The sequence below is a fragment of the Streptomyces sp. NBC_01445 genome (genome assembly GCF_035918235.1).
In the GTDB taxonomy this organism is placed as follows: domain Bacteria; phylum Actinomycetota; class Actinomycetes; order Streptomycetales; family Streptomycetaceae; genus Streptomyces.
The window spans coordinates 3,207,218-3,233,537 of sequence record NZ_CP109485.1 but is presented as its reverse complement, the minus strand read 5'-3'; the positions used below and the strand labels follow the sequence as shown (position 1 = coordinate 3,233,537).

The window sequence follows — 26,320 nt, the reverse complement described above, 5'->3', positions numbered from 1 at the left end:
CCCGCACTTTCCTGAACCAGGGGGACCCCCTTCATGCACGCTGATCTCTCCCGTCTCACCTTCCACCCGGAGCGGCACTACTCCGCGGTCGTCGCCCAGCAGGGCCGCGTCCAGCTCGACGCCGACGCCAACGAGCAGACCGCGATCCAGCTCCACCAGGCCCGCACCGTCGCCGCGGACCTGATCGGCCGCTACGGCGGGCCGCGCGACGCGGCGGGCTTCCGCATCGAGTACGTGGGCGGCAAGCACGACATCGACACCCTCTACATCCACGGCGGCCGGTACTACGTCGACGGCATCCTGCTCGACGCGGACCGCCCGGCCCCCGGCACGCCCGTGCCGGACGAGGCCGCCGAGGACGCGGAGGGCGCGGAGGACACGGCCGCCCCGCCCTCGTACTGGACCTACTGGGACCAGCCCGACGCCTACCGCGACGCGGAGAAGCCCGGCGACCGGCTGCCCTCGCCCGCGCAGTCGCCGTTCGTGGTCTACCTGAACGTGTGGGAGCGGTCGGTGAACGCGGCCGAGGATCCGGCGCTGCGCGAGGTCGCCCTCGGCGCGGCGATGCCGGACACCGCGGCCCGCGTCAAGGTGGTCTGGCAGGTGCTGCCGCTGTCTCTCGCGGCGCTGGCGATCGAGGACGCCGACCCGTCGAAGGAGGTCGTCCGCGCGGCCTTCGACAAGTGGGCGCAGAGCCAGGCGGCGGCCACCGCCCGGCTGGCCGCCCGCAGCGAGCGGCCCGATCACGCCGACGAGGACCCGTGCCTGGTCAGGCCCGATGCCCGCTACCGCGGTCCGGAGAACCAGCTGTACCGGGTCGAGGTCCATGCCGGTGGCGAGACGAAGGACGCCACCTTCAAATGGTCCCGTGAGAACGGCTCGGTCGTCTTCCCGGTCGACGAACTGGACGGCACCTGGGTGCAGTTGGCGTCCCTCGGTCACGACGACAAGCTCGACCTGGACGTCGGCGACTTCGTCGAGTTCACGGACACCGCCTGCGCCTCCCGCCTGGAGGCCCTGCCCCTGCTGCGCGTCGAGGAGCTTGACCTGCCGGGCCGCCGTGTCCGCCTCTCCGCCGAGCCCGGGCCGGGCGTCGGCCGGCTGCCCCACCTGCACCCGTTCCTGCGCCGCTGGGACCACCGCGAGGGTCCGAAGCGCAGGGGCCGTACCGCAGCCCTGAAGGGCGGCGCCGTCCCCGTCACGGAGGGGGAGTGGCTACCTCTGGAGGACGGCGTCGAGGTGTACTTCGCCAAGGGCGGCACCTACCGGACCGGCGACCACTGGCTCGTCCCCGCCCGCACCGCCACCGGCGGCGTCGAATGGCCGACGGACCCGGCGCGCCGCCCGCTGCTCCAGGGGCCCGCAGGCATCGCCCGCCACTTCGCCCCGCTGGCCCTGGTCAAGGGCGAAGAGAGCGCCGTCGACCTGCGCCTCGCGTTCGGCCCGCTCGCGATCAGCATCCCGGCCGCGGACGAGGCGACCCTTGCGGCGGAGGAACAGGCACACCGTGAGGAGCTCGCGGCCGAAGGCCCCTCGCACAGCAGGTCGCAGACCACCGCAGAAGCGGAGTCCGCCGTGGAAGGAGACGAGTGATGGCCACACCTCTGAGCGCGTCCAAGCTGGTGGAGATCCTGCGTAAAGAGGGTCTGACGGTCCACGAGGTGCGCAGCTGGCGCACGCACAACCGCAATACGAAGGGTCCCTGGGGCCCGGTGAACGGCGTGATGATCCACCACACCGTCACCTCGGGCACGGACGCCTCCGTGAACATCTGCTACAACGGCTACTCGGGTCTGCCGGGGCCGCTGTGTCACGGCGTCATCGACAAGAAGGGCGAGATCCACCTCGTCGGCAACGGCCGTGCCAATCATGCAGGGCTGGGCGACAGCGACGTGCTGCGCGCCGTGGTCAACGAGTCGAAGCTGCCGCACGACAACGAGGCCGACACCGACGGCAACCGGCACTTCTACGGCTTCGAGTGCATCAACCTCGGCGATGGCAAGGACCCCTGGCCCGAGGCGCAGAAGGAGGCCATCGAGAAGGTGTCCGCCGCGATCTGCCGCCACTACGGCTGGAGCGAGCGGTCGGTCATCGGCCACAAGGAGTGGCAGCCGGGCAAGCAGGATCCGCGCGGCTTCACGATGGACAGCATGCGCAAGCGGATCGCCGACCGGCTCGCCGGAAAGTCCCAGGGTTCCGACCCCGAGCCCGACCCGAAGCCCACGCCGTCCAAGCCGTCGCACGCTCCGTTTCCGGGCAGCGGCTTCTTCCACAACGGCCAGAAGTCCGCGGTCATCACGGCCATGGGCCGCCGCCTGGTCGCCGAGGGCTGCGACCACTACGAGGAGGGGCCGAGCCCCGAGTGGACCGATGCCGACCGCAAGTCCTACAAGGCCTGGCAGCAGAAGCTCGGCTTCAAGGGCAAGGACGCGGACGGCATTCCGGGCAAGACCAGCTGGGACAAGCTGAAAGTCCCGGCGTCCTGAGAGCCTGACCGTCCTGCCCGCCTACGCCGGTTCGGCGTTGGTGGGCAGGCCCGCGGGCCGGAGACTCCGAAACGGCCGACGCGACCGCGGAAGGCCATGACTCCCATGGGCGTTTGGATCACGCCGGGCTCGCGGGGCCTGATCCAAACGAAAGCCCCTAGGGCCTGGCCGTCGACCCGATCAGCTCCGACACCCGCACGAACCGGTACCCGCGTTCCCGCAGCTTCGGTACGACGGCGCGCACCGCGGCTTCCGTGGCGGGCGCCGCGCTGCGGGTGCAGTGCATGACGACGACCGAACCGGGCCGCACCCCGTCGAGCACCTGCTGTGCCACCGCGCCCGAGTCCGTGGCGAACGCGTCCCCGCTCACCACGTCCCACTGCACGGCCGTGACGCCCGCCGGGGTCAGCTTCCGCAGTACCTCCTGGTCGTAACACCCGCCCGGGAAGCGGAAGTACGGCACCGTGCGCTTCACGCCGGCCTTGCGGAAGGCGGTGAAGGCGCGCTCCACGTCCGTCCGCATCTGCGCGGGCGGCATGGTGGGCAGGCCGTAGCACTTACCGGTGAAGGCGTAATGGCTGTACGAGTGGTTGGCCACCTCGAAGAGCGGATCGCTCCCGATCGACTTCGCCTCGGCCGGGTACTCCTCGGCCCACCGCCCGGTCATGAACACGGTCGCGGGCACCTTCAGCCGGCGCAGCGTCGCGATCAGGGCCGGGTTGTCGAAGTGCTCACCGGCCGCGGCGCGGGCGCCCTCGTCGGCGGTCATGTCGGCGTCGAAGGTGAGGGCCACGGTGCGGTCCCGCGGGTGGGGCGCGCTCTTGAACACGGGGGTGAGACCGGCGGGGCCCGGCGCGAGCGTGGGCGGGCGCGAGGGCGCGGCGGACGCGGAGGCGCTCGCGCTCACCACCCCTCGCCCCGGGTGCCCGGCGGAGCCGCCGCTCCCACCGCAGGCGGCAGTTCCGACCCCCAGCGCGCCCAGGGCGCAGACCAGTGCGAATCTCCGTACATAGGTCATCACGCGGCGACATTAAACGTATTAATGCGATTAATGGCGCACCGTGCCGTGTGTGCGGTGCGGCGTCGGGCCAGGTGGGCGAGAGGTGAGGGCTCAGGTGTCCCGCAGCGCGCTGCTCACCTGGTCGAAGAAGCGCGCGTGCGCGGACTCGCTCGCCGGGAGTTCGGGGTTCCAGGGGAGCAGGCGTGCCCCGGCCTCGACCTGCTGCCAGTACGGGTTCGCCGCGTACTGCTCGCACGGGGCCGCGTTCGCGCGGGAGTCCACGAGCACGATGTCGGGCGCGAGCGCGGCGGCCTGTGCCCACCCGGCCGTGTTCCAGTTGGCGCCCGGCCCCTGCGGCGGTTCGACGGTCCGTACGCCGAGAGCCGTCAGCGCGCTCAGGTCGGGCCACTTGGCGGGGCGTGCCAGATGGACGCTGTCCGGGCCGCCCGGCGACAGGGCCAGCACCCGCCCCGGACTGTCCCGCGCGGTCTGTTCCAACTCCCGCATGGCGCGCTCCAGTTCGGCCCCGCCCCGGTCCCGCGCCCCGAGCGAGCGCGTCAGCTCGGCGAAGCGCTCCCTGACCGCGGTGAGCGAACGGCCCTGACCGACGTCGACCACGACGACCGGGACGTGCTCCTCCAGGTGCTTCGCCACGTCCGGATCGACGCCGTACACCTGACCGCCGCCGTAGGTGACGGCGACGACGAGGTCGGGCTCGGCCGCGAGCACCGCCTCCAGCCCCACGCTGTGGCCCGCCCCCAGGTACACGACCTCGTCGAGCGGCAGCGTCCCCGCCTTGGCCGGGTCGGCGAGATCGTCGTCGTGGAACGAGCCGAAGATCCCCACCGGCCGTATCCCGTGGTCCCACAGGGTGGCGCCGGCCTGTATGTAGGCCACCACCCGTAACGGCACGTCCCCCGCGGCCGCCACATGCCCGCGGTCGTCGGTGAACTCCCAGACTGCGTGTCGTTCCATGTGTCCGTGTCCTTGTCCCTAGGGGGCGACGTCCTGAAGGGCTCATGGGCCCGGCAGGACCCCTAAGACCCTGCCCAGGGGGCGGGATCGGCACGCTCGGTGATCAGCCGCATTTGCGGGCGGCGCCGGTGGGGCCGGAACCCCGCCTCACCCCTGCGCGAGCAACTGCTCCCGCGCCCCGGCCACGTCGAAGTCCGCCTTCGGGTACGTCGGGTCCAGCGCCTCCAGATGCTCCAGGAGCAGCTTGCTGACGGCCCAGTTGCGGTACCACTTGCGGTCCGCCGGCACGAGGTACCAGGGCGCGTCGTCCGTCGAGCAGCGCTCCAGCGCCATCTCGTACGCGTCCTGGTACGCGGGCCACAGGGCGCGGTCCTCGATGTCGCCCATGCTGAACTTCCAGTGCTTGTCCGGGTTGTCGAGCCGTTCCAGCAGGCGCTCGCGCTGCTCCTCGTACGAGATGTGGAGGAAGCACTTGACGACCGTCACGCCGTCCTCGGCCAACGACTGCTCGAAGCGGTTGATCTGGCCGTAGCGGCCGCCCACTTGGCGGCGCGGGACGAGGCCGCGGACGCGGGCGGCGAGGACGTCCTCGTACTGCGAGCGGTCGAAGATGCCGATCTCGCCGGGTTCGGGGAGCGCCCGCATGATGCGCCACAGGAACGGGTGGCCGCGCTCCTCGGGGGTCGGCGCCTTGAAGGCCTTGATGCGGCAGCCGGAGGGGTTGAAGAGGCCGATGACGTGCTTGACCGTGCCGCCCTTGCCGCTGGTGTCCATGCCCTGGAGGATCAGCAGGACCCGGCGCCGGTCGCCCGCCGTGCCGGAGGCCCAGAGGCGCTCCTGCAGGTCCGCGAGGCGTTCACCCATACGGGCGGTCGCCTCCAGGCCGGCGGCTTTGCCGGAGGGGCCGGCGGGTGTCGCCCGCGCGTCGAAGGACGCAAGATTCACGGGCTTGCCCGCGGGGATGCGCAGCAGCTCACGAAGCGCGACGGGCGACTTCGAGCCGGAGGACTTCCCGGACGGCTTCCCGGGGGCCTGTCCGGCCTTGGCCCGGGACTTCCCGGCGCTCTTGGCCGGCTCGCCCTTGCCCTTGCCCTTGCCGTTCCGCTTCGTGTCCTTGTCGGCCTTGGCCACCGCGCACCCCTTCCCGTCAGGTCCCTCGATCGTGCGACGGACCGGGCGCCTGCGCTACCGCTGCCAGGGCCCCGTCACGGCGAAGGTCGTCCCGGGCGTGTAGCAGTTGACGTACATCGTGTCGCCGTCCGGGGAGAAGGTGACGCCCGCGAACTCGCCCCACGCCGGTTCCTGCGCCGTGCCGATGTTCTGGCGCCCGCGTGCCATCGCGTACACGTCGCCCTTACGGGTCACCCCGAAGACGTGCTGCGCGCCCTCGCCGTCCTCGCACACCATCAGGCCGCCGCTGGGCGCGAGGCAGATGTTGTCCGGCTCCTCGCCCGGCAGCTGGACGTCGGTACTCGGGCCGAAGACGATCACCAGCGTGAGCCGGCGCCTGTTCGGGTCGTAGCGCCAGATCTGCCCGAAGTGATCGGCCGCCGAGCCCTCCGCGCTGTGGGCGAAGGAGGAGACGAAGTAGACGGACGAGCCGCCCCAGTAGCAGCCCTCCAGCTTCTGCGCGTGCGTGATGCCCTTCGGGCCGAAGTCCTGGAGGCGGATGGGGGTCTGCGCGGCCAGCGGGTCGGGTACGTCGACCCACTCGACGCCGTCGAAGGTCGCGCCCGTCTCCTGGATCGCGGACAGGTCGGGCACCCCGGGTACCCGCATCGCCTGGAGCGTTCCGCCCGCCCGCAGGGAACCGAGGCCGCCCTCGGGCTTGTCGGGCAGGAAGCGGTAGAACAGGCCGAACGGCTTCTCGAAGGCGTCCTCGGTCTCGTAGACGACGCCCCGCTTCGGGTCGATCGCGATCGCCTCGTGCTGGAAGCGGCCCATCGCGGTCAGCGGCACGGCGCCCGAGCGGTGCGGGTCGGCCGGGTCGACCTCGAAGATGAAGCCGTGGTCCTTGGTGTAGCCGTTCGTGCCGGCCTTGTCCTCGGTCTCCTCGCAGGTCAGCCAGGTGCCCCAAGGCGTGTGCCCGCCCGCGCAGTTGACGGCCGTGCCGGCGATGGCGACGCGCTCCGACAGGACATTGCCCCGATGGTCGAGCGTGAGCGCCGTACAGCCGCCCTTGCCCATCGGGTCGTAGGTGAGCCCCTCGACGGTCGGCACGGCGATCTTCGCGGTGACGCGGTTCTCGTGGTTGCGGACCAGGTGGACCCGGCCGTGTCTGCCCTCCAGGGCCGTCATGCCGTCGTGGTTGCTGGGCACCTTGCCCTCGCCGGAGCGCAGCGGGTCGCCCTCGCGTGAGAGGACCTTGTAGCGGAACCCCGCGGGCAGGTCGAGCAGCCCGGCGGGGTCGGGCACCAGCGGGCCGTAGCCCTTGTTGCCGAGGCTCTGCGCGGCGGCCGTGCCCGCGAAGAGCTCGGAGAGGCTTCCGGCGAAGGCGATGGCGGCGACGGAAGCGCCGCTGCGCGCGAGGACCTGACGTCGTGTTGCGGGGGACTGAGCGGTACGTGCGGTACGTGCTTCAGACATGGGGCAACCTCCTGCTGGCGGACAGGAACTGTGACCCGGCTGTGTCTATCACGGCCCATTCGTCACGGGAACCACGCGCGTAGCAGTGTCAGCTGGGGGGAGGTTGCTCGTGTAACCGCTCTACTGTCCCGTTGCGTACGGCTCAGAGGGCCGGGCGGGTGGCAGACGAGGAGGGGACGTGAAGGTGCTGCTGCGGGCGGTGCGCGCGATCGACCGGGTGGTGGTCCGGGCTTTGGTGAACCGCGACCGGAGCCTTGCCCGTGCGCCGCGGCGTCCTGGCCGGGTCCAGGCCTACGGCCATCGGCATCCGGTGCGCGCGGGTGGCTTGCTGGGGGCCGCGACGGCGGCGCTCATGGTGGGGATCTGCGCAGTCGCGGGGTGGCGGTTCACGGGGGCGGCCGATGCCCTGGCGCTCGTCGCCATCGGGACGGGGGTCGGCCTTCTCTTCGCCCTGACGCTGCGGTGGGAGCGCATGGCCAAGGAGGCCCTTGAGCACATCGACCGCGCAGAGCCGTTCAAGGCGCCATCGGTCCGGAGCGCTGTCGCCTGGATCGGTGGTACATGGGTGGTGTTGACGGTGATGTGGTGGAGCGAGGACGCGAGGCAGGGCGGGGATGCCGACTGGCTTGTCAGTGCGGTGTGCGCCGCTGTCCTGACGGTGCTCGTCAGCTCGGCGGGCCTTGTGGTCGCGCTGGTGACCGGCAGGCGGCGCAGCAGGTGACCCCGGGCGGCCCTATGCGTGCACCAACCCCTTCGCGTCCCGCGCGAGCGCGGTCAGCCGGGAGATCGCACGGAAGTACTTCTTGCGGTAGCCGCCGTTCAGCATCTCCTCGCTGAACAACTGGTCGAAGGGGAGACCGGAGGCGAGTACGGGGATCTCACGGTCGTAGAGCCGGTCGGCGAGCACGACGAGGCGCAGCGCCGTCGACTGGTCGGGGACCGGCTGGACGTCGGTCAGGCAGACCGCATCGAGGTCGTCCGTCAGGGCGCCGTAGCGGCTGGGGTGCACGCGCGCGAGGTGGCCGAGCAGATGCGGGAAGTCGTCGAGCGAGGCGCCCTGGGTCGCGTACGCCGCCTTCGTCACCTGTTCGTCGGAGAACGGGGCGGGCGCCTCGGGCAGGCCGCGGTGGCGGTAGTCGTCGCCGTCGATCCGCAGGGGGCGGAAGTGGGCGGACAGGCCCTGGATCTCGCGCAGGAAGTCAGCGGAGGCGAACCGGCCCTCACCGAGCTTGCCCGGCAGCGTGTTCGAGGTCGCGGCGAGCGCGACGCCCGCGTCGACGAGCTTGCCGAGCAGGCTCGACACCAGGACGGTGTCGCCCGGGTCGTCCAGCTCGAACTCGTCGATGCACAGCAGCCGGTGCTCGCCGAGCGTGCGTACGGTCTGCTGGAAGCCGAGCGCGCCCACCAGGTTCGTCAGCTCGACGAACGTGCCGAACGCCTTCTGCTCGGGGGCCGCCGGGGTGGCGTGCCAGAGGGAGGCGAGGAGGTGGGTCTTGCCGACGCCGTAGCCGCCGTCCAGATAGACGCCGCGGGGCCCGGTGGGGGCCGCGGGCTTCTTGGCGAACCACCTCCGCTTGCCCGAACCGGTCGCGTGGGCGCCGCCGAGCCCGGCCGCGAAGCCGCTCAGGACCCGCACCGCCTCGGTCTGGCTGGGCTGATTGGGGTCCGGGATGTATGTCTCGAAGCGGACCGAGTCGAAGCGCGGCGGGGGCACCATCTCGGCGACCAGACGGTCCGCGGGGACGAGCGGCTCACGGGCGCACAGGGACAGCGGGGCCGCGTCGGCTATCGGACTCTGGGCCGGGGCGGTGGTGGAGGACGACACAGCACCCAACTCTAGACGCCGTGCGACACTGCGTGACATGCGACGCCTGTTCCCTGTGACGTACGAAACAGCAGATCACGCGGCCCACGAAGCCCGTGAATGGAGTCTCGACGAGCTCGCGGACGCCTATGCCTACCCCGCCGGGCAGGACGTCTGGCTGCGCGCCAACATGGTCTCCACGCTCGACGGTGCCGCCCAGCACGACGGCCGCTCGCAGGGCATCTCGAACGCCGCCGACATGCGGATCTTCGGCACCCTGCGCGGTCTCGCGGACGCCGTCCTGGTCGGTGCGGAAACGGTCCGCCTGGAGGGCTACCGTCCGGCGCGCGCGCGTGAGGCCTTCGCCGGGCGCAGGGAGGCGGCCGGACAGGCACCCGCCCCGGCCATCGCGGTGATCACCGGGAGTCTGAACCTCGACTTCTCCCTTCCGCTGTTCACCTCCCCCCTCGTTCCCACGTTCGTGGTCACCGGCGCCGGGGCGCCGCCCGACCGGCTGGACGCCGCACGCAAGGCGGGCGCCGAGGTGCTGATCGTCGGCGAGGGCACCACCGTCGAGCCGGAGCGGGCGGTCCGGGCGCTCGCGGAGCGCGGGCTCACCCGGCTGCTCACGGAGGGCGGGCCCCGCCTGCTCGGCCAGTTCGTGGCCGCACAGGTGCTCGACGAACTCTGTCTGACGCTGTCGCCTATGCTCACCGCCGGAGACGCCCAGCGGATTGCCGGCGGACCGTCCCTGACCGTCCCCGAACGTTTCGAGATGGCTTCTGTACTGGAAGAGGCCGGGTTCCTGTTCACCCGATACCGTCGGAGCTGACAATCGGCGGAATCTGCCGTTCCGTTTACCTTCCGCTGGGCACACTAAATCTCGCAGACCCCGTGCGGCCACGGGGCAGGATGGTTTCCGCAGGGACCGGTCGAGAGTCGACGGCCCACGGAGGAGAGAAGAAGGGCGCCTGTCGTGTTCACGAGCGTATTGATGATCGAGAAGGCCCTGACGTCCGCCGACGTGGAGTTCGTCACCACCTTGCACGGTGACGAGGAAGTCACTTTCCATGTGCTGCTCCAGCCCCGCGGGGACCAGGCCGACCGCCTGCTGCGGGCCATCGACGACGTCGCCATGGGAGAGCTCGACGACGCGGCGAAGGAAAGGGACGTACCCGAGGGCCAGGACGCCACGGAACCCGGCGAACAAGCACTCCAGGTCTCCCTCACCGCACTCCACCAGGCCGGCTGCCAGGCAGAGGGCCGTCTCGTCGAGGACCACCCCCTGGACGCCCTGAAGTCCCTCGTCGACGAGATCGGCGCCGACGAGGTCATCGTCCTGACCGACCCGCACTACGTGGAGGAGTTCTTCCACCGCGACTGGGCCTCGCGCGCCCGGCACAAGGTGGGCGTACCGGTTCTGAAGCTCTTCTCCTACAGCAAGGCGTAGCCGCCGAGGGGGTACGGGGTTGCGCGGGCGGGGTGCACGGAGAAAGTAGGCTGAGCCTGCCCGCACAGTGGGCACGCAGCAGCACACCGTCCCAGGGAGAAACCAATGGCACCCGGCCTGCCCACCGCCATGGACCGACCGCACTTCATCGGCATCGGCGGCGCCGGAATGTCGGGCATCGCGAAGATCCTCACGCAGCGCGGCGCCCAGGTCGCCGGCAGCGACTCCCGGGAGTCCGCCACGGCCGAGGCGCTGCGCTCGCTCGGCGCCACCGTCCACATCGGCCACGACGCCGCGCACCTCGCGCCGGACGCCACCTGCGTCGTCGTCTCCTCCGCGATCCGCGCCGACAACCCCGAGCTGGCACGCGCCGCCGAGCTCGGCATCCCGGTCGTCCACCGCTCCGACGCACTCGCCTCCCTCATGAACGGCCTGCGCCCCATCGCGGTCGCCGGCACGCACGGCAAGACGACGACCACGTCGATGCTGGCGGTGTCGCTGTCCTCCCTGGGCCTCGACCCCTCGTACGCCATCGGTGGCGACCTCGATGCCCCCGGCTCGAACGCGCTGCACGGCGAGGGCGAGATCTTCGTCGCCGAGGCCGACGAGTCGGACCGCAGCTTCCACAAGTACGCGCCCGAGGTCGCCATCGTCCTCAACGTCGAGCTCGACCACCACGCCAACTACGCGTCGATGGACGAGATCTACGAGTCCTTCGAGACCTTCGCCTCCAAGATCGTCCCCGGCGGCACGCTCGTCATCGCCGCGGACCAGTCCGGCGCGGTCGAGCTCACCCGCAGGCTGCGGGACACGACGTCCCTCAAGGTCGTCACGTACGGCGAGTCCGAGGCGGCCGACGTCCGCATCCACAAGGTCACCCCGCGCGGTCTGACCAGCGAGGTCACCGTCCTCCTCGACGGCAAGCTGCTCACTTTCACCGTCTCGGTCCCCGGCCGCCACTACGCGCACAACGCGGTCGCGGCGCTCGCCGCCGGCGTCGCGCTCGGCATCCCCTCCCGCAACCTGGCCGCGGCCCTGAAGTCGTACACCGGCGTCAAGCGCCGCCTCCAGCTCAAGGGCGAGGAGAACGGCGTACAGGTCATCGACTCGTACGCGCACCACCCCACCGAGATGTCCGCCGACCTCGAGGCGATGCGCTCGGCCGCGGGGGACTCCCGGATCCTCGTCGTCTTCCAGCCCCACCTCTTCTCCCGCACCCAGGAGCTCGGCAAGGAGATGGGCGACGCCCTCGCCCTCGCCGACGCGTCCGTGGTCCTGGACATCTATCCGGCCCGCGAGGACCCGATCCCCGGCATCACCAGCGGCCTCATCATCGACGCGGCCCGCGCGGCGGGCGCCGACGTGGACGCCGTTCAGGACAAGGCGACCGTGCCCGACGTGATCGCGGGAATGGCCAAGCCGGGCGACCTTGTTCTCACCATGGGCGCGGGTGACGTCACGGAGCTCGGCCCGCACATCTTGAAGAAGATCCGGTCTGGATCGCCTTGCCAAGTGAAGGACTGAGCTGAATGTCGTACGACGTCGAAAAGCCGGACGAGGAGTGGCGCGCGGAACTGACCCCGGCGGAGTACGCGGTACTGCGCCAGGCCGGGACCGAGCCCGCCTTCGTCGGTGAGTACACGGACACCAAGACCCAGGGCGTCTACTCCTGTCGCGCGTGCGGCGCGGAGCTCTTCACCTCGGGCGAGAAGTTCGAGTCGCACTGCGGCTGGCCGTCCTTCTTCGATCCGAAGGACACGGACGCCGTCGAGCTGATCGCGGACCGCTCGCACGGCATGGTCCGCACCGAGGTGCGCTGCGCGCGCTGCGGCTCGCACCTCGGCCACGTCTTCGAGGGCGAGGGCTACCCCACCCCGACGGACCAGCGGTACTGCATCAACTCGATCTCGCTGAAGCTGGCACCGGAAGCGGGCTGACCGGGGCCCCGGCGGAGGCTCAGTCCTCCGCCGGCGTCTCCGGGCGCATCATCGGGTGGACGACGCCCGGGAAGACACGCGCCCGGACCACCGGCTCCGTGGACCCCCCCTGCACGACCGTCTCGGCGATGCCCCACGGGCGGCCGGGCAGGACGACGGTCAGTGTGTACGAGGACGCGCAGCCCATGCAGTCGTACTTGTCCATCCACGTCTCGACGTCCGTGAGGCTGCCGGGGGCCCGGCCCACGTGACGGTGGCGGGCGTGACAGCGGTCGCACTTCTCGCCGGGCTCGCACGTGCCGCCGCAGGGGCAGGGGACGTCGAGGGACTCCGCGGGCCGCCAGCGCTGGGTGCGCACGGCCTCCGCGGTGGCGCCCATGTCCTTCATCGCCTTGAGGTTCTTCGCGGCGACGACGTACGACTCTCCGGTCGACGTCATCCGGCTCCGGATCACGTGCTTGCGTCCGCGGTTCGTCGTCATCTGGTTCCTCCTGGGTTCACGCAGCCCGCCAGGAGGCCCACGAGATCGTTCCTCCCCCACGGTACCGGGCCCGGCGGGTGACCCGGGCCCGCGCCGGTCCGCCGCCCGCGCCATCGGGGAGAATGAGGGCCCACGCCGCAGACACCACGTACACGTAGGAGACCGGGCCCGTTGTCCCAGAAGCGCGAAACCCGACCCGAGGCCGTGGCGTCCGATGGCCCCGGCGCTGTTCCGGAGGCCGGGCACCGGCGCCGGCTCGATCTGCGAGCCGACTGCGGGAACTGCTTCGGGCTGTGCTGTGTCGCGCTGCCCTTCGCCAAGTCCTCCGACTTCGCCGCGGACAAGGCCGCGGGCCGGCCGTGCCACAACCTCCAGGACGACTTCCGCTGCGGCATCCACACCACGCTCCGTGACAAGGGCTACTCGGGCTGCACGGTCTTCGACTGCTTCGGCGCCGGTCAGCAGGTGTCACAGGTCACGTTCGGCGGCGAGGACTGGCGTACGTCGCGCGGGACCGCGCGCACGATGTTCGACGTCTTCCCCGTCATGCGCCAACTGCACGAACTGCTCTGGTACTTGACCGAGGCGCTGGAGCTCGACCGGGCCCGCCCGGCGCACGCGGAGGTGCGGCGCGCCCTCGACGGGATCGAGGAGCTCACCCGCGCCGACGCCGCCACCCTCGCCGCGGCCGACGTCTCCACCCTCCGCGGCGAGGTCAGCGAGACGCTCCTGAAGGTCAGCGAACTTGTACGGGCGGCCGTGCCCGGCCGAAAGAAGAACCGCCGGGGCGCCGACCTGATGGGCGCCCGCCTCAAGGGCGCCGATCTTCGGGGTGCCAACCTGCGCGGCGCCTGTCTGATCGCGGCCGACCTCACCGGCGCCGACCTGCGCGAGGCCGACCTCATAGGGGCCGACCTCCGCGACGCGCGCCTTCAGGGCGCCGATCTGACCGGCAGCATCTTCCTCACGCAGGCGCAGGTCAACGCGGCCCGCGGGGACGGTTCGACCAGGATCCCGGCCACCATGAGCCGCCCCGCGCACTGGTAGGCACGCGCCGCTCGGCGAGTGGTCAGACCCCCAGGGACTTCTTCAGGAAGTCGAGCTGGAACAGCAGCAGATTCTCCGCGACGTCCTCCTGCGTGACCATGTGCGTCGCGCCCGGCAGGGGGAGTACCTGGTGGCTGCGGCCCGCCGCGAGCAGCGCCGCCGACAGGCGCAGGGTGTGCGCGACCGCCACATTGTCGTCGGCGAGCCCGTGCACCAGCAGGAGCGGCCGGCGCAGCAGGGGCGCGTCGGCGATCAGGGAGCAGCGCTCGTAGTTCTCCGGCTCCTCGTCGGGATGGCCGAGATAACGCTCCTTCCAGTGCGTGTCGTACAGCCGCTGGTCGGTGGGCGGCGCGCCCGCGACCGCCGCGTGGAAGACGTCGGGCCTGCGCAGCACGGCGCCCGCGGCCAGGAACCCGCCGAACGACCAGCCGCGGATCGCGACCCGCGTCAGATCGAGGTCGGGGAACTGCGCCCCGGCCGCCTGCACGGCGGAGACCTGGTCGTCGAGGGCGTGCGTCAGGATGTCGCCGCGGATCTCCTTCTCCCACGCGGGGCCGCGCCCCGGGGAGCCGCGCCCGTCCGTGACCAGGACCGCGAAGCCCTGCTCGGCGAACCACTGCGACAGATGCGCGGGCCAGCCGAGGCCGCGCGTGGCAACCAGAAGGTGCTGGCCCCCGTACGGGTTCACCAGGACGGGGAGCGTGCCGCTGCCCGGTGTGTGCCACGACGGCAGGAACAGCTGGCTGCGCAACTGCCGCTCGCCGAGCCGCAGATGAACGGGCCGGGTGGGGACGACGGGGCGCTCGGCGAGCGAGGCGATCTCCCCGACGGGCTTGCCCTTCTTCGTCACCTCCACGGTCGTACGGTCCTCCCGGCGGCTCACCAGGACCGTGGTGCCGCCCGCCGAGACGGCCGTGTGCACGCCCGGCGTGTCCGTGAGCCTGACGCAGCCCGCGTCGGGCGCCCACGTCCACACATGGGTCTCGGTGGGCTCGTCGCCGCCCTCGAACAGCACCGACTCGCCTTGTACGCCCAGGACTTGGCGGACCTGAAGGCCCACCGGGGTTACCGGCCTCCCGGCCACGACGAGGCGGCGGGTGTCCTGCTCGTCGCGGGTGGTCACCAGCGCGCCGGACGCCGTGCGGCACGGGGCGCCGGGGACCAGCTCGACCCAGGCCGCGTCGAGCTGCTCGTCCAGGAGGCGGGTGGCGCCCGTCGCGGGGTCCACGGCCAGCGTGCGCAGCGTCCGCTGGTCGCGGCTCTGCACCGCGGCGAACGGGCCGTGCGCGTCCCACCCGGCGACGGGCACGTACTCGAACGCCCCACGGTCCCAGTCCACTTCGACCCGCGATCCGTCCAGGTGCAGCAAGTGGAGCGACACGTCGGCGTTGGCCGTGCCCGCCGCCGGGTAGCGCACGGCGCGCGGCGGCGCTGAAGGGTCGGCGGGGTCGGAGAGATACCAGCGCTGCACACGCGACGTGTCCACGCGCGCCGCGAGCAGCGCGCCGCCGTCGGGCGCCCACCAGTGTCCGCGCGCCCGGCCCATCGACTCCGAGGACGCGTGGTCGGTCAACCCGTAGGTGATGTCAGGGCCTTCGGGCGCCGCGAGCAGCCGGTCCTCGCCGTTGAGCGTGACGACGTGCAGGGCGCCCCCGGTGACGTACGCGACCGAACGGCCGTCGGGGGACAGGCGCGGGTCCACGACCGGGCCCGCCGCCGACACGGGGAACGGGACGCCGTCCGCGACACGCACGGCCCAGAGCGCTCCCGACAGGGCGTACACGACGGTGCGGCACTCGGCGTCGGCCGAGTACGAGACGAGCCCGACCGCGCTCTCTCGCGCCCGCTCCCTGCGCACGCGCTCGGCGGCCGGCACCTCACCTGCGCGCGCGGTGCGCGAGACATTCACGAGGACCCGCTCTTCACCGTCCTCGTGGAGCCACAGGGCGCTCACGGGGTCGGCGCCGCCGCCCGTGCGCAGGAACAGGACGCGCCCGCCGTCCGCCGAGACCGTGAACCGGCTCGGGGCGCCCAGGGCGAAGCGGCGGGTGCGGGCGTACTGGCGCGGGAACTCTCGGGCATCGTCCATGAGGGCACTCTGACATGCCCCGCTGACACCCCGTCGGGTGGACGACGGGGGCGTGCCCCCGCTCGCGTCAGCTGTCGGACTTTTCCCGCACCACCACGACCGAGCAGTGCGCGTGCTGCGTCACCTGCTGGCTCACCGAGCCGAGCAGCGCCCCCTTGAAGCCGCCGTAGCCGCGGGTGCCCACGACCAGGAGATCGGCCGCCCCGGACGCCTCGACGAGGACCTTCGCCGCGGGCCCCTGCACCATGCGGCTGTGCACCGGGACGGGCGGGCTCTCGCCGACCGTCTCCGTGACGATGTCGATCAGTCCGACGCGCGAGGTCTCCTCGGAGGAGACCAGCTCGCGGCCGCCGGCCGCCGTGCCCACGTCGGCGGGCCCGCCGAGGCTGAAGGGATTCGTGGACCACTCCCAGCTCATGACGGCGTGCACCCGGCCGCCGACGAGCGTGGCCTGCCGCACGGCCCAGCGGAGGGCTTCCTTCGAGTGCTTCGAACCGTCGACGCCTACGACGATCAACGGCTCCGTGGCCTGGCTCACCGAAGACTCCTCAGCTGGGGATCGGGTGGGATCGGGTACCGCCCTTTTCCCCGTCCGGACGCTCCTCAGTCGTCGGTTCACGCGATGGTGCGATCATGTGCCGCCGTCCGGATGCCCGCCGGAGGCCACGGGTAGGGCCGGGCCATGACGCAGCCGTTCGAACTGCCGCACTTCTACATGCCGTACCAGGCGCGGCTCAATCCACACCTCGACGAGGCGCGGGCGCACTCCACGCAGTGGGCCCGCGAGATGGGCATGCTGGAGGGGTCGGGCATCTGGGAGCAGAGCGACCTCGACGCGCACGACTACGGACTGCTGTGCGCGTACACCCACCCAGACTGCGACGGGCCCGCACTGTCCCTCGTCACCGACTGGTACGTGTGGGTCTTCTTCTTCGACGACCACTTCCTGGAGACGTTCAAGCGGACCATGGACCGCGAGGGCGGCAAGGCCTATCTGGACCGCCTGCCCCTGTTCATGCCGATGGACCTGTCCACCCCCGTGCCCGAGCCGAAGAACCCGGTCGAGGCGGGCCTCGCCGACCTCTGGGCGCGCACCGTGCCCGCCATGTCGGTGGACTGGCGCAGAAGGTTCGCCGAGTCGACCGAACACCTCCTCAACGAGTCGATGTGGGAGCTGTCCAACATCAACGAGGGGCGGATCTCCAACCCCGTCGAGTACATCGAGATGCGCCGCAAGGTCGGCGGCGCGCCCTGGTCTGCGGGGCTCGTCGAGTACGCGACCTCCGAAGTGCCCGCGTCCGTCGCCGGGTCGAGGCCGCTGCGCGTCCTGATGGAGACGTTCTCCGACGCCGTGCACCTGCGCAACGACCTCTTCTCGTACCAGCGGGAGGTCGAGGACGAGGGCGAGCTGAGCAACGGCGTACTGGTCCTGGAGACCTTCTTCGGCTGTACGACGCAGGAGGCCGCGCAGACCGTCAACGACATCCTCACCTCGCGCCTCCACCAGTTCGAGCACACCGCGCTCACCGAAGTGCCCGCCCTCGCCGTCGAGAAGGGGCTCACCCCGCCCGAGGTCGCCGCGGTCGCCGCTTACACGCGGGGCCTCCAGGACTGGCAGTCCGGCGGCCACGAATGGCATCTGCGCTCCAGCCGGTACATGAACGAGGGGGCGACGGGGAGCAACCCGCTGGCGGGGCCCACCGGGATCGGCACGTCCGGCGCGGACGTCGGGGCGCTGCTCGCGGCGGCCGGCGCAGAGCGGCTGCGCGCCTACACGCATGTGCCGTACCAGAAGGTGGGCCCGTCCCTGCTCCCCGACTTCTACATGCCGTTCCGGCTCCGGCTGAACCCCGGCCTGGAGGAGGCCCGCCGGCGCATCACGCCGTGGGCGCACGCCATGGGAATCCTGGCGGAAGGTGTCTGGGACGAGGACAAGCTCGCCGCCTACGACCTGCCCCTGTGCTCGGCCGGTCTCGACCCCGACGGGGACCAGGACGCCCTGGACCTGAGTGCGCACTGGCTGGCCTGGGGGACGTACGGGGACGACTACTACCCGCTCGTCTTCGGGCACCGGCGTGACCTCGCCGCGGCGAAGCTGTGCACCGAGCGGCTCTCCGCGTGCATGCCCGTCGACGGCGGCGAGATCCCGCCGCCCGTGAACGCGATGGAGCGCGGCCTCGCCGACCTCTGGGCCCGCACCGCCGCCGGGATGACGGCCGAGCAGCGGCGCACCCTGAAGGCGGCCATCGACGTCATGACGGAGAGCTGGGTGTGGGAGCTGTCCAACCAGCTCCAGAACCGTATCCCGGACCCCGTCGACTACCTGGAGATGCGCCGCGCCACGTTCGGCGCCGACCTCACCATGAGCCTGAGCCGGATGGGCCACGGCCCGGCCGTGCCATCCGAGGTCTACCGCAGCGGCCCGGTCCGCTCCCTGGAGAACGCGGCCGTCGACTACGCGATGCTCCTGAACGACGTGTTCTCGTACCAGAAGGAGATCGAGTACGAGGGCGAGATCCACAACGGCATCCTCGTCGTGCAGAACTTCTTCGGCTGCGACTACCCGACCGCGCTCGGCGTCGTGCACGACCTGATGACGCAGCGCATGCAGCAGTTCGAGCATGTCGCCACCCATGAATTCCCCGTCCTGTACGACGACTTCAAGCTGTCGCGCGAGGCGCGGGCGACCATGGACGGCTATGTGCTGGAGCTCCAGAACTGGATGGCCGGGATCCTCAACTGGCACCGCGAATGCCGCCGTTACGGGGCCGACGACCTGGCCCGGCGCGCGCATGGGTTCGTACCGGGCCGGTTGCCGAACCTTTTCAGCCGGAATGAGGGGTTCATGGAACCCTCGTGGGGTGTGGTGAGTCCTGTGGGGTGAAGGCGGCCGCTGACCGGCCGCACCACGGGGGATGCAACACAGAACACGGGGGTGTTCTCACCATGACCGACATCATCGAGAGGATCACGGACGGCCTGGCGGGCGCGGCGCGGGATGCCGCGCCCGCCGCGGCGGGCGGTGAACTGGCGCCGCACGTCGCGCCGTTGACCGTTCCGCCCGTCCTGCGTCCCGACTCCACGGACGTCCTGCGGGAGACCGAGATCGCGCTGCGGCCGACGTGGGTGCGGCTGCACCCGCAGCTCCCGCCGACGCTCATGTGGGGGTACGGCGGATCGGTGCCGGGGCCGACGATCGAGGTCCGGCGCGGGCAGCGCGTCCGGATCGCGTGGACCAACCGCATCCCGAAGGGCAGCGAGTACCCGGTCACCGCCGTCGAGGTGCCGGCGGCGAACCCCAACCCGAGCACCGAACCGGGCCGCGGCGGCGTCCCGCCGATCGCGGACGTCGCCGCCCTGCCCGCCTGGACCGTCACCCACCTGCACGGCGCGCAGACCGGCGGCGGCAACGACGGGTGGGCGGACAACGCGGTGGGCTACGGCGACGCCCAGCTCTCCGAGTACCCGAACGACCACCAGGCGGTCCAGTGGTGGTACCACGACCACGCCATGAACGTGACGCGGTGGAACGTCCACACGGGCCTCTACGGCACCTACCTCGTCCGCGACGACGAGGAGGACGCGCTCCAACTCCCCTCCGGGAAGCGGGAGATCCCGCTCCTCATCGCCGACCGCAACCTCGACACGGACGAGGACGGCGCGCTCAACGGCCGACTGCTGCACAAGACCGTGATCGTCCAGGAGAAGAACCCGGAGACGGGCAAGCCGGTCTCCGTGCCCTTCGCGGGCCCGTACACCACGGTCAACGGCCGCATCTGGCCCTACGCCGAAGTGGACGCGGCCTGGCACCGCTTCCGCCTGGTCAACGCGTCGAACGCCCGGATCTACGACCTCGTCCTGATCGACGAGGACGACAACCCGGTGCCGGGCGTCCTGCATCAGATCGGCAGCGACGGCGGCCTTCTCCCGCGCCCGGTGCCGGTCGACTTCGACGGGGCGCTGCCCACGCTGACCGTCGCCCCGGCCGAGCGCATGGACCTGCTCATCGACTTCCGCGTGCTCGCCGGACGCCGCGTACGCCTCGTCAACAAGGGCGCGGGTCAGGCGCCCGGCGTACCCGACCCGGCGAACAACGTGCGCTATCCGCACGTCATGGAGTTCCGCGTCGGTGAGTGCGGCGCGGACGACCCGTTCGAACTGCCCGAGGTGCTTTCGGGCTCCTTCCGCCGGCTCACGCACGACATCGAGCACGGGCACCGCCTCATCGTGCTGACCCCGCCCGCCACGAAGGGCGGCGGCGGCCACCCCGAGATCTGGGAGATGACCGAGGTCGAGGGGGAGGTCGAAGTCCCAGCGGACGGCGTCATCCAACTCCGCGGCGCCGACGGTACGTTGAAGACGTACCGTCGCACCTCACGCACCTTCAACGACGGCCTCGGCTTCACCGTCGCGGAGGGCAGTTACGAGCAGTGGAGCTTCCTCAATCTCGCGGTGAACCCGCCCGTCGTGCACCCCATGCACATCCATCTCGCCGACTTCCAGATCCTCGGCCGTGACACGTACGACGTGTCGGGGTTCGACGTGACGGCCGGCGGCACGCGCGCGCCGCTCGCGCCCGACCCGGCCACGCCGGTCCCGCTCCCGCCGAACGAGCGCGGCTACAAGGACGTCTTCCGGGCGCTGCCCGGCCAGATGCTGCGCGTCATGGGCCGGTTCGACGGCGCGTACGGGCGCTTCATGTATCACTGCCATCTGCTGGAGCACGAGGACATGGGCATGATGCGGCCGTTCGTGGTGATGCCCGCCGAGGCGATGAAGTTCGACCACGGTGCGGGGCACGGCGGACATGGGGGGCACGGAGGGCACGGCGGCTGACCGGATGCCAGAAATGCCCGGTTCAGTCTCACTCGTTCGGGAATCGTCGCGCAGGACGCGGACGGGTAGGGCTTTGGCCGGAGGTGGGCCATGGAACAGACCGCGTTGCGCCCCAAGTCGATGCCCGGAGCCCCGCGCCGTGAGGCGGCGGCCCGGGGGAACGGTTCGGGCGGCCGCCGCCCGCATGCGGCGCGGCGCCGCGGCAAGCGCCTCGTCACTCTGCTGCTCGGCCTGCTGTTCGGGGCCGTGCTCGTGCTGTCGGGGGTCGGCCTCGGCACGGTCGGCGCCGCCGTCATAGGGATGAGCAAACTGGCCGAGATGCAACAGCAGGCGGGGGCGGCGCCGCGGCCGCCCGCGCTCACCCCGTCACATCCGCCGACCTCTTCCGCCTCCCCGTCGCCCTCCGCACGCCCCGTGCGGGCGGCGCTCGGCGTCGAGGCGGTGGACGCGCCCAAGGGCGCGGGGGCCCTGCTCGTGGGCGTGCACGTGCCCGGTCCCGGCTACACGGCGGGTCTCGTCCGCGGCGACGTGCTGATCGCCTTCGGCGAGACCCGGATCGGCTCCGCGGGCGCCCTCGCCCAGGCGGTGGAGTCCGCGCGTCCGGGCCGGCAGGTCACGCTGACGGTCCGGCACGAGTCGGGCGTGCGCCAGGTGCTGGCGGTGACTCCTGGAGTGGTGACCTAGGGGATCGCCCTACGGGGGGGATCAGACCACCCGGAAGTGCGTCGTCAGCCGCCGCTCGTCGTCGAGGATGTGGAAGGCCAGGCCCACCGGAGCGTCCCGGTCCGCCACACCCTCGCCCTCCCAGGGCAGCCGCAGCGTCCAGGTCACGCCGGGGCCGATCACCAGCGGACGGCCCGCGAACACGGTGGCGGCCGGGGTGTGCGCGTGCCCCGCGATGATCCCGGCGATCTCCGGCCGCCGCTCCAGCAGGGCGGCCAGCTCCCGTGGTCGGGCCAGTTGGTACGCGTCGGGCAGCGGGTGGTGCAGCGCCACCGGCGGGTGGTGGAACGCGAGCAGGACGGGCGTCTCGCCGTCGAGCCTGTCGAGGGTGTCCTCCAGCCAGCGGTACGTCTCCTCGTCGAGCCGGCCCTCGTCTGCGCCCGGAATGCTGGAGTCGCACATGAGGACCACGGCGCCGCCGACGTGGTGGGCGCGGTTCACCGGTCCCTCGGCCGCGGGTTCGCGCAGCAGCGCCTTGCGGTAGGGCGCCCGGCTGTCGTGGTTGCCGGGACAGGTCAGGACGGGGAAAGGCAGGCCAGGGAAGGGGGCGCCGGGGGGCGGGCCGCCGTCGCTCGGCCCGCCCGTGTGCAGCCCCAGCAGCTCCGCCGCCTCCTCGTACTCGGACTCCGCGCCGTGGTCCGCGATGTCCCCGGTGACCAGGAGGGCGTCGAAGGGGCCAGGCAGCGCCCGGAGGTGGTCGATCACGCGCCGGGCGCGCGCCGTGGCGCGCGGGGTCCCGTCGAGGTGCAGGTCGCTGATCTGGGCCAGTACAAGCATGGTTGTACGTCCTCCGGAGAAGGGGACTAACGGATGCTGCCGATCTAACCATTAGTTATAATGGTTGAACAATGGGTTGGCGTTAGGTGGTGGTCCGGGCAAGTGGCGCGCGCATGCGGGAACTGACTCGCGTCAGGCTCGGCGGGCGGGCAGGATGCTGCCCGTACGTCCTTTTTGTAGAAGCGATGTTCAGCTCGGAGCACCCGGAGGACCGGATGACCGCCACGCCCGCGCCGTTCACGGCCGACGACTACAAGGCCCGGATGGAGCGCGCCGCCCGGTCCGCGGCCGACGCGGGGCTCGCCGGCGTCCTCGTCGCCCCCGGCCCCGACATGGTCTGGCTCACCGGCTATTCGCCCACCGCCGACACCGAGCGCCTCACGATGCTCGTCCTCGCCCCGGGCCGGGACCCCGTCCTCGTAGTCCCCACGCTCGAGGCGCCGGACGCCGCGAAGGCGGTGGGAGCGGACGCCCTCACCCTGCGGGACTGGACCGACGGCAAGGACCCGTACGCGGTGACCGCGCCCCTCCTCGACGGCTCCGGGCGCTTCGGCATCAGCGACAACGCGTGGGCGATGCACCTCATCGGGCTGCAGAAGACGCTGCCCGACACCTCGTACGCCTCTCTCACGGAGGCCCTGCCGATGATGCGCGCCGTCAAGGACGCGGCCGAACTCGAACGGCTCGTGGCGGCGGGCGAGGCTGCCGACGCCACGTACGAGGAGATCAAGAAGGTGCCCTTCGCGGGCCGCAGGGAGACCGACGTCGCGGGCGATCTCGCCGATCTGCTGCGGCAGTTCGGGCACTCGCAGGTCGACTTCACCGTCGTCGGATCGGGCCCGAACGGCGCCAACCCGCACCACGAGGCGGGCGAACGCGTCATCGAGAACGGCGACATGGTCGTCCTCGACTTCGGCGGTCTCAAGCACGGCTACGGCTCCGACACCTCCCGCACCGTGCATGTCGGCGAGCCCACCGCCGAGGAGCAGCGCGTCCACGACGTCGTGCGCGAGGCGCAGGCGGCGGGCTGCGCGGCGGTCGAGCCGGGCGCCGCCTGCCAGGACGTCGACCGCGCCGCCCGCGCTGTGATCACCGAGTTCGGCTACGGCCAGTTCTTCATCCACCGCACCGGCCACGGCATCGGCGTCACCACCCACGAACCGCCCTACATGATCGAGGGCGAGGAACTGCCCCTCGTCCCCGGAATGTGCTTCTCCGTGGAGCCGGGCATCTACCTTCCGGGCCGCTTCGGGGTGCGCATCGAGGACATCGTGACGGTCACCGAGGACGGCGTGCGACGGCTGAACAGCACGTCGCGGGACATGGCGATCGTGAGCTAGACGCCATGTCCGACGCCCCGCGGCCCACCCAGGACACCGTACGAAGACTGCTGGACGCCCTCCTCCCCGACGGCGGGCAGCTCGAGGTCAGTGCCGTGGCGGAGGGCGGCGAGCACTCCACCTGGTGGGTCGGCACCCGCTATGTGCTGCGCCTCGCCCTCGACGCGCCGTCGTCCGTGCGCCAGCGCCGCGAGATCAGGCTCCGTGACCTCGTGCGCCAGCACGTCGGCATCGCCGTGCCCGCCTCTCTCGCGTCCGGCGAGTGGGCGACCGGGCGCACGTACACCCTCGATACGCGGCTGCAGGGCGCGTCGGGCGAGGTCGTCGATGTCACCGCGGTCGGCGAGGAGGACCTCGCGGGGCTGCTCGGCGGCCTGCGGGAGGTGCCCGCCGCGCGGGCCGAGGCGCTCGGGCTCACGAGGACCGCGCCGCGTTCCCTCGACGTAGTGCGCCAGGAAGGGGCGCGGGCTGCCGAACTCCTCGGCGGTGACGGCGAGTTCGAGACCGCACGCCTCGGGCAGCTGACCCCGCAGGCCGCCGCCCAGCTCGCCCCGCAGCCCGGCGCCGTCGTGGTCCACAACGACCTCAGGGGCGAGCACCTCACCGTGACCCCTGACGGCCGGGTGCGCGGCGTCCTCGACTGGACCGACGCCGTCATCGGCGACCCGGCCGAGGACATCGCGGGCCTGAGCATCTCGGTCGGCGCCCGCGCGGCCGTCCGCGCGGCGACCCTTGCCGGTTATGGCCCCCGCGCCAGCCTGCGCGGCCTGTGGCTGGCCCGCTGTGACACCCTCGTACGCCTCGGGGAGCGCCTCCACGGCACGGACGACAGCCCCGTGCCCCTGCTGCGCACCCAGCTGGAGCGCGCGTGGGAGGCGATCCTCCTCGAACTCGTGACGGAACTCCCCGACAAGGACCCGGAGACCGGCTGAAGCCCCTGATGAGCCGGCTTACGGCCCGACGAGTACCACGCACGACTGCGGAGGGACGGTGAGCAGGCCGTCCTCGCCGGGCAGCCCCACCGGCTCCCACGCGGCGAGCACCCGGTAACCGTTCCGGCCGACCGGCACCGCTGCCGGCTCGTCCGACAGGTTCACCGCCACCCGCAGATCGCCCCGCCGGTACGCGATCCAGCGGGCCTCCTCGTCGTACGCCACGCGCACGGCCGCCAGGTCGGAGTCCATCAGGTCGGCCCGGGCACGGCGCAGCGCGATCAGCTCGCGGTACCAGGCCAGCACGCGCGCGTGAGAGTCGCTGTCCGGCTCCGACCAGTCGAGGCAGGAGCGTTCCCGGGTCTCCGGGTCCTGCGGATCGGGAATGTCCTCCTCGGCCCACCCGTGCGACGCGAACTCCCGCCGCCTGCCCTTGCGCACGGCGTCGGCGAGCGCCGGGTCGGTGTGGTCGGTGAAGAACTGCCACGGGGTGCCGGCGGCCCACTCCTCGCCCATGAACAGCATCGGCGTGAAGGGTCCCGTCAGCACGAGCGTGGCCGCGCACGCGAGGAGCCCGGGGGACAGGCTCGCGGAGAGCCGGTCGCCCTGCGCGCGGTTGCCGATCTGGTCGTGTGTCTGGGCGTAGCCGAGCAGCCGGTGCGCGGGGGTGCGGGTGCGGTCGATGGGGCGCCCGTGGTGCCGGCCACGGAACGTCGAGTACGTGCCGTCGTGGAAGTAGCCGCGGCTCAGGGTCTTGGCGAGCGCGGCCATCGGCGCCTTCGCGAAGTCCTCGTAGTAGCCCTGGGACTCGCCCGTCACCGCCGTGTGCAGGGCGTGGTGGAAGTCGTCGCTCCACTGCGCCTGGAGCCCGAGGCCGCCGCGGCTGCGCGGGGTGATCACGCGCGGGTCGCCGAGGTCCGACTCGCCGACCAGGAACAGGGGCCTGTCCTGCTCCTCGGCCAGGGCGTCGACGGCGGCGGACAGCTCCTCCAGGTAGTGGACCGCGCGCGTGTCGCGCAGCGCGTGCACCGCGTCGAGGCGCAGCCCGTCGATCCGGTAGTCGCGCAGCCAGGCGAGCGCGCTGCCGACGAAGTACGCGCGCACCTCGTCGGAACCGGGGGCGTCGAGGTTGACCGCGGCGCCCCAGGGCGTGTGATGGGTGTCGGTGAAGTACGGCCCGAACGCGGGCAGATGGTTGCCCGAGGGGCCCAGGTGGTTGTGGACCACGTCGAGGACGACGCCGAGCCCGAGCCCGTGCGCCATGTCGACAAAACGCTTCAGCGCCTCGGGGCCCCCGTACGGCTCGTGCACCGCCCACGGGCTGACGCCCTCGTAGCCCCAGCCGTGCCGGCCGGGGAACGGGCACAGCGGCATCAGCGCCACATGCGTGATGCCCAACTCGACGAGGTGGCCCAGTCGTTCGGCCGCGGCGTCGAGCGAGCCCTCACGCGTGAACGTCCCCACGTGCAGCTCGTACAGGACCGCGCCGGGGAGGCTGCTGCCCGGCCCCGACTCCGAGCGCCATGTGTACCGCGCGTGGTCGACGACCGCGCTCAGGCCCTCGGGCCCGTCCGGCTGGCGGCGCGAGCGGGGGTCGGGCAGCACCGGCCCGTCGTCGAGCGCGAACCCGTAGCGTGAACCGTCCTGCGCGTCGGCCTCGCCCGCCCACCACCCCTCGCGGTCCGGGTCGCGCTCCAACGCGCGCGTGGTGCCCTCGCAGTGGAGCGCGACCCGCTCTGCCTGTGGTGCCCACACCTCGAACTGCACGGACGGTTCCCCCTTGTCTGCCGACAGTGACGACCCGTCCATCCTGCGTCAGCGGAGATCGATCCGCTGGGATTCGCAGCGGGTTCCGCG

At 71.9% G+C, this 26,320-nt stretch carries 23 protein-coding genes; 13 read left to right on the top strand and 10 right to left on the bottom strand.

Translation table 11 applies throughout. The annotated features are described in order from the left end of the window. Positions 1 to 33: 33 nt before the first annotated feature. Both OG574_RS14775 and OG574_RS14770 read left to right on the top strand, forming a co-directional pair. Positions 34 to 1,593: a DUF6519 domain-containing protein gene (locus OG574_RS14775; protein WP_326773623.1), complete on the top strand. Its 1,560-nt coding sequence runs from the start codon at positions 34 to 36 to the stop codon at positions 1,591 to 1,593. Beyond that, complete coding sequence (locus OG574_RS14770; protein WP_326773622.1) at positions 1,593 to 2,486, top strand: peptidoglycan-binding protein; 894 nt, start codon at positions 1,593 to 1,595, stop codon at positions 2,484 to 2,486. The genes OG574_RS14775 and OG574_RS14770 overlap by 1 nt, the downstream gene beginning before the upstream one ends. Before the next feature lie 157 nt (positions 2,487 to 2,643). On the opposite strand, the gene OG574_RS14765 is transcribed toward OG574_RS14770, so the two are convergent. From OG574_RS14765 to OG574_RS14750, 4 genes are all read right to left on the bottom strand, one after another. Beyond that, positions 2,644 to 3,507 carry a polysaccharide deacetylase family protein gene (locus OG574_RS14765; protein ID WP_326773621.1) on the bottom strand — a complete coding sequence of 288 codons (864 nt, stop codon included), beginning with the start codon at positions 3,505 to 3,507 and terminating at the stop codon, positions 2,644 to 2,646. 90 nt (positions 3,508 to 3,597) lie between these two features. Then, positions 3,598 to 4,461, bottom strand: a complete 864-nt coding sequence (locus tag OG574_RS14760; protein ID WP_326773620.1) for an ABC transporter substrate-binding protein — start codon at positions 4,459 to 4,461, stop codon at positions 3,598 to 3,600. 147 nt (positions 4,462 to 4,608) lie between these two features. Then, positions 4,609 to 5,433 carry a polyphosphate kinase 2 family protein gene (locus OG574_RS14755; protein WP_326778491.1) on the bottom strand — a complete coding sequence of 275 codons (825 nt, stop codon included), beginning with the start codon at positions 5,431 to 5,433 and terminating at the stop codon, positions 4,609 to 4,611. A gap of 213 nt (positions 5,434 to 5,646) precedes the next feature. Next, the gene (locus OG574_RS14750) at positions 5,647 to 7,047 is read right to left on the bottom strand and encodes a PhoX family protein (RefSeq protein WP_326773619.1); all 1,401 of its coding nucleotides are present in this window, start codon (positions 7,045 to 7,047) and stop codon (positions 5,647 to 5,649) included. Positions 7,048 to 7,225: 178 nt separating this feature from the next. Between OG574_RS14750 and OG574_RS14745 the strand changes: the two genes are divergently transcribed. Further along, positions 7,226 to 7,768 (top strand): hypothetical protein, encoded by a 543-nt coding sequence (locus OG574_RS14745; RefSeq protein WP_326773618.1) that lies wholly within the window; start codon positions 7,226 to 7,228, stop codon positions 7,766 to 7,768. Positions 7,769 to 7,780: 12 nt separating this feature from the next. Here OG574_RS14745 and zapE read toward each other — a convergent pair whose 3' ends face one another. Then, a complete protein-coding gene (zapE, locus tag OG574_RS14740) occupies positions 7,781 to 8,872 on the bottom strand; it encodes a cell division protein ZapE (RefSeq protein ID WP_326773617.1) in 1,092 nt (363 codons plus the stop codon). A 37-nt stretch (positions 8,873 to 8,909) separates the two neighbouring features. Here zapE and OG574_RS14735 point away from each other — a divergent pair, with 37 nt between their 5' ends. From OG574_RS14735 to msrB, 4 genes are all read left to right on the top strand, one after another. Further along, complete coding sequence (locus tag OG574_RS14735) at positions 8,910 to 9,683, top strand: pyrimidine reductase family protein (protein WP_326773616.1); 774 nt, start codon at positions 8,910 to 8,912, stop codon at positions 9,681 to 9,683. A 144-nt stretch (positions 9,684 to 9,827) separates the two neighbouring features. Then, positions 9,828 to 10,301: an indole-3-glycerol phosphate synthase gene (locus OG574_RS14730; protein WP_100591298.1), complete on the top strand. Its 474-nt coding sequence runs from the start codon at positions 9,828 to 9,830 to the stop codon at positions 10,299 to 10,301. Between the two features lie 105 nt (positions 10,302 to 10,406). Then, entirely contained in the window at positions 10,407 to 11,825 is a 1,419-nt protein-coding gene (murC, locus tag OG574_RS14725; RefSeq protein ID WP_326773615.1) for a UDP-N-acetylmuramate--L-alanine ligase, read from the top strand. 5 nt (positions 11,826 to 11,830) lie between these two features. Next, positions 11,831 to 12,238, top strand: a complete 408-nt coding sequence (msrB, locus tag OG574_RS14720) for a peptide-methionine (R)-S-oxide reductase MsrB (protein WP_326773614.1) — start codon at positions 11,831 to 11,833, stop codon at positions 12,236 to 12,238. A gap of 19 nt (positions 12,239 to 12,257) precedes the next feature. Here msrB and OG574_RS14715 read toward each other — a convergent pair whose 3' ends face one another. Beyond that, on the bottom strand, positions 12,258 to 12,719 hold the full coding sequence (locus OG574_RS14715; protein ID WP_100591301.1) for a hypothetical protein: 462 nt from the start codon (positions 12,717 to 12,719) through the stop codon (positions 12,258 to 12,260). A 204-nt stretch (positions 12,720 to 12,923) separates the two neighbouring features. Here OG574_RS14715 and OG574_RS14710 point away from each other — a divergent pair, with 204 nt between their 5' ends. After that, positions 12,924 to 13,766 carry a pentapeptide repeat-containing protein gene (locus tag OG574_RS14710; RefSeq protein WP_326778490.1) on the top strand — a complete coding sequence of 281 codons (843 nt, stop codon included), beginning with the start codon at positions 12,924 to 12,926 and terminating at the stop codon, positions 13,764 to 13,766. A gap of 22 nt (positions 13,767 to 13,788) precedes the next feature. Here OG574_RS14710 and OG574_RS14705 read toward each other — a convergent pair whose 3' ends face one another. Together OG574_RS14705 and OG574_RS14700 are read right to left on the bottom strand one after the other, a co-directional pair. Next, positions 13,789 to 15,855 (bottom strand): prolyl oligopeptidase family serine peptidase, encoded by a 2,067-nt coding sequence (locus OG574_RS14705; RefSeq protein ID WP_326773613.1) that lies wholly within the window; start codon positions 15,853 to 15,855, stop codon positions 13,789 to 13,791. Between the two features lie 67 nt (positions 15,856 to 15,922). Beyond that, on the bottom strand, positions 15,923 to 16,393 hold the full coding sequence (locus tag OG574_RS14700) for a universal stress protein (RefSeq protein WP_326773612.1): 471 nt from the start codon (positions 16,391 to 16,393) through the stop codon (positions 15,923 to 15,925). A 144-nt stretch (positions 16,394 to 16,537) separates the two neighbouring features. Between OG574_RS14700 and cyc2 the strand changes: the two genes are divergently transcribed. The 3 genes from cyc2 to OG574_RS14685 all read left to right on the top strand — a co-directional run bounded on the left by cyc2 (position 16,538) and on the right by OG574_RS14685 (position 21,375). Continuing rightward, positions 16,538 to 18,739 (top strand): germacradienol/geosmin synthase Cyc2, encoded by a 2,202-nt coding sequence (gene cyc2 / locus OG574_RS14695; protein WP_326773611.1) that lies wholly within the window; start codon positions 16,538 to 16,540, stop codon positions 18,737 to 18,739. 62 nt (positions 18,740 to 18,801) lie between these two features. Beyond that, positions 18,802 to 20,691, top strand: coding sequence for an O-aminophenol oxidase PhsA (gene phsA / locus OG574_RS14690; protein WP_326773610.1), 1,890 nt, complete (start codon positions 18,802 to 18,804; stop codon positions 20,689 to 20,691). A 90-nt stretch (positions 20,692 to 20,781) separates the two neighbouring features. Then, on the top strand, positions 20,782 to 21,375 hold the full coding sequence (locus tag OG574_RS14685; protein WP_100591305.1) for a PDZ domain-containing protein: 594 nt from the start codon (positions 20,782 to 20,784) through the stop codon (positions 21,373 to 21,375). 21 nt (positions 21,376 to 21,396) lie between these two features. Here OG574_RS14685 and OG574_RS14680 read toward each other — a convergent pair whose 3' ends face one another. After that, positions 21,397 to 22,191, bottom strand: a complete 795-nt coding sequence (locus tag OG574_RS14680; protein WP_326773609.1) for a metallophosphoesterase — start codon at positions 22,189 to 22,191, stop codon at positions 21,397 to 21,399. Positions 22,192 to 22,406: 215 nt separating this feature from the next. Between OG574_RS14680 and OG574_RS14675 the strand changes: the two genes are divergently transcribed. Together OG574_RS14675 and OG574_RS14670 are read left to right on the top strand one after the other, a co-directional pair. Next, a complete protein-coding gene (locus tag OG574_RS14675; protein WP_326778489.1) occupies positions 22,407 to 23,531 on the top strand; it encodes a M24 family metallopeptidase in 1,125 nt (374 codons plus the stop codon). A 5-nt stretch (positions 23,532 to 23,536) separates the two neighbouring features. After that, positions 23,537 to 24,463 carry an aminoglycoside phosphotransferase family protein gene (locus OG574_RS14670; RefSeq protein WP_326773608.1) on the top strand — a complete coding sequence of 309 codons (927 nt, stop codon included), beginning with the start codon at positions 23,537 to 23,539 and terminating at the stop codon, positions 24,461 to 24,463. An 18-nt stretch (positions 24,464 to 24,481) separates the two neighbouring features. Here the strand turns inward: OG574_RS14670 and treZ are convergent, their stop codons facing one another. Next, positions 24,482 to 26,230 carry a malto-oligosyltrehalose trehalohydrolase gene (gene treZ, locus OG574_RS14665; RefSeq protein WP_326773607.1) on the bottom strand — a complete coding sequence of 583 codons (1,749 nt, stop codon included), beginning with the start codon at positions 26,228 to 26,230 and terminating at the stop codon, positions 24,482 to 24,484. Positions 26,231 to 26,320 lie beyond the last annotated feature (90 nt).

Excerpts from the sequence above, each read along its gene's own strand:
- OG574_RS14775 (WP_326773623.1), top strand. The coding sequence starts at position 34 with ATGCACGCTGATCTCTCCCGTCTCACCTTCCACCCGGAGCGGCACTAC.
- OG574_RS14770 (WP_326773622.1), top strand. The coding sequence starts at position 1,593 with ATGGCCACACCTCTGAGCGCGTCCAAGCTGGTGGAGATCCTGCGTAAA.
- OG574_RS14760 (WP_326773620.1), bottom strand. The coding sequence starts at position 4,461 with ATGGAACGACACGCAGTCTGGGAGTTCACCGACGACCGCGGGCATGTG.
- OG574_RS14750 (WP_326773619.1), bottom strand. The coding sequence starts at position 7,047 with ATGTCTGAAGCACGTACCGCACGTACCGCTCAGTCCCCCGCAACACGA.
- OG574_RS14735 (WP_326773616.1), top strand. The coding sequence starts at position 8,910 with ATGCGACGCCTGTTCCCTGTGACGTACGAAACAGCAGATCACGCGGCC.
- murC (WP_326773615.1), top strand. The coding sequence starts at position 10,407 with ATGGCACCCGGCCTGCCCACCGCCATGGACCGACCGCACTTCATCGGC.
- msrB (WP_326773614.1), top strand. The coding sequence starts at position 11,831 with ATGTCGTACGACGTCGAAAAGCCGGACGAGGAGTGGCGCGCGGAACTG.
- OG574_RS14715 (WP_100591301.1), bottom strand. The coding sequence starts at position 12,719 with ATGACGACGAACCGCGGACGCAAGCACGTGATCCGGAGCCGGATGACG.
- OG574_RS14705 (WP_326773613.1), bottom strand. The coding sequence starts at position 15,855 with ATGGACGATGCCCGAGAGTTCCCGCGCCAGTACGCCCGCACCCGCCGC.
- cyc2 (WP_326773611.1), top strand. The coding sequence starts at position 16,538 with ATGACGCAGCCGTTCGAACTGCCGCACTTCTACATGCCGTACCAGGCG.
- phsA (WP_326773610.1), top strand. The coding sequence starts at position 18,802 with ATGACCGACATCATCGAGAGGATCACGGACGGCCTGGCGGGCGCGGCG.
- OG574_RS14685 (WP_100591305.1), top strand. The coding sequence starts at position 20,782 with ATGGAACAGACCGCGTTGCGCCCCAAGTCGATGCCCGGAGCCCCGCGC.
- OG574_RS14680 (WP_326773609.1), bottom strand. The coding sequence starts at position 22,191 with ATGCTTGTACTGGCCCAGATCAGCGACCTGCACCTCGACGGGACCCCG.
- OG574_RS14675 (WP_326778489.1), top strand. The coding sequence starts at position 22,407 with ATGACCGCCACGCCCGCGCCGTTCACGGCCGACGACTACAAGGCCCGG.
- OG574_RS14670 (WP_326773608.1), top strand. The coding sequence starts at position 23,537 with ATGTCCGACGCCCCGCGGCCCACCCAGGACACCGTACGAAGACTGCTG.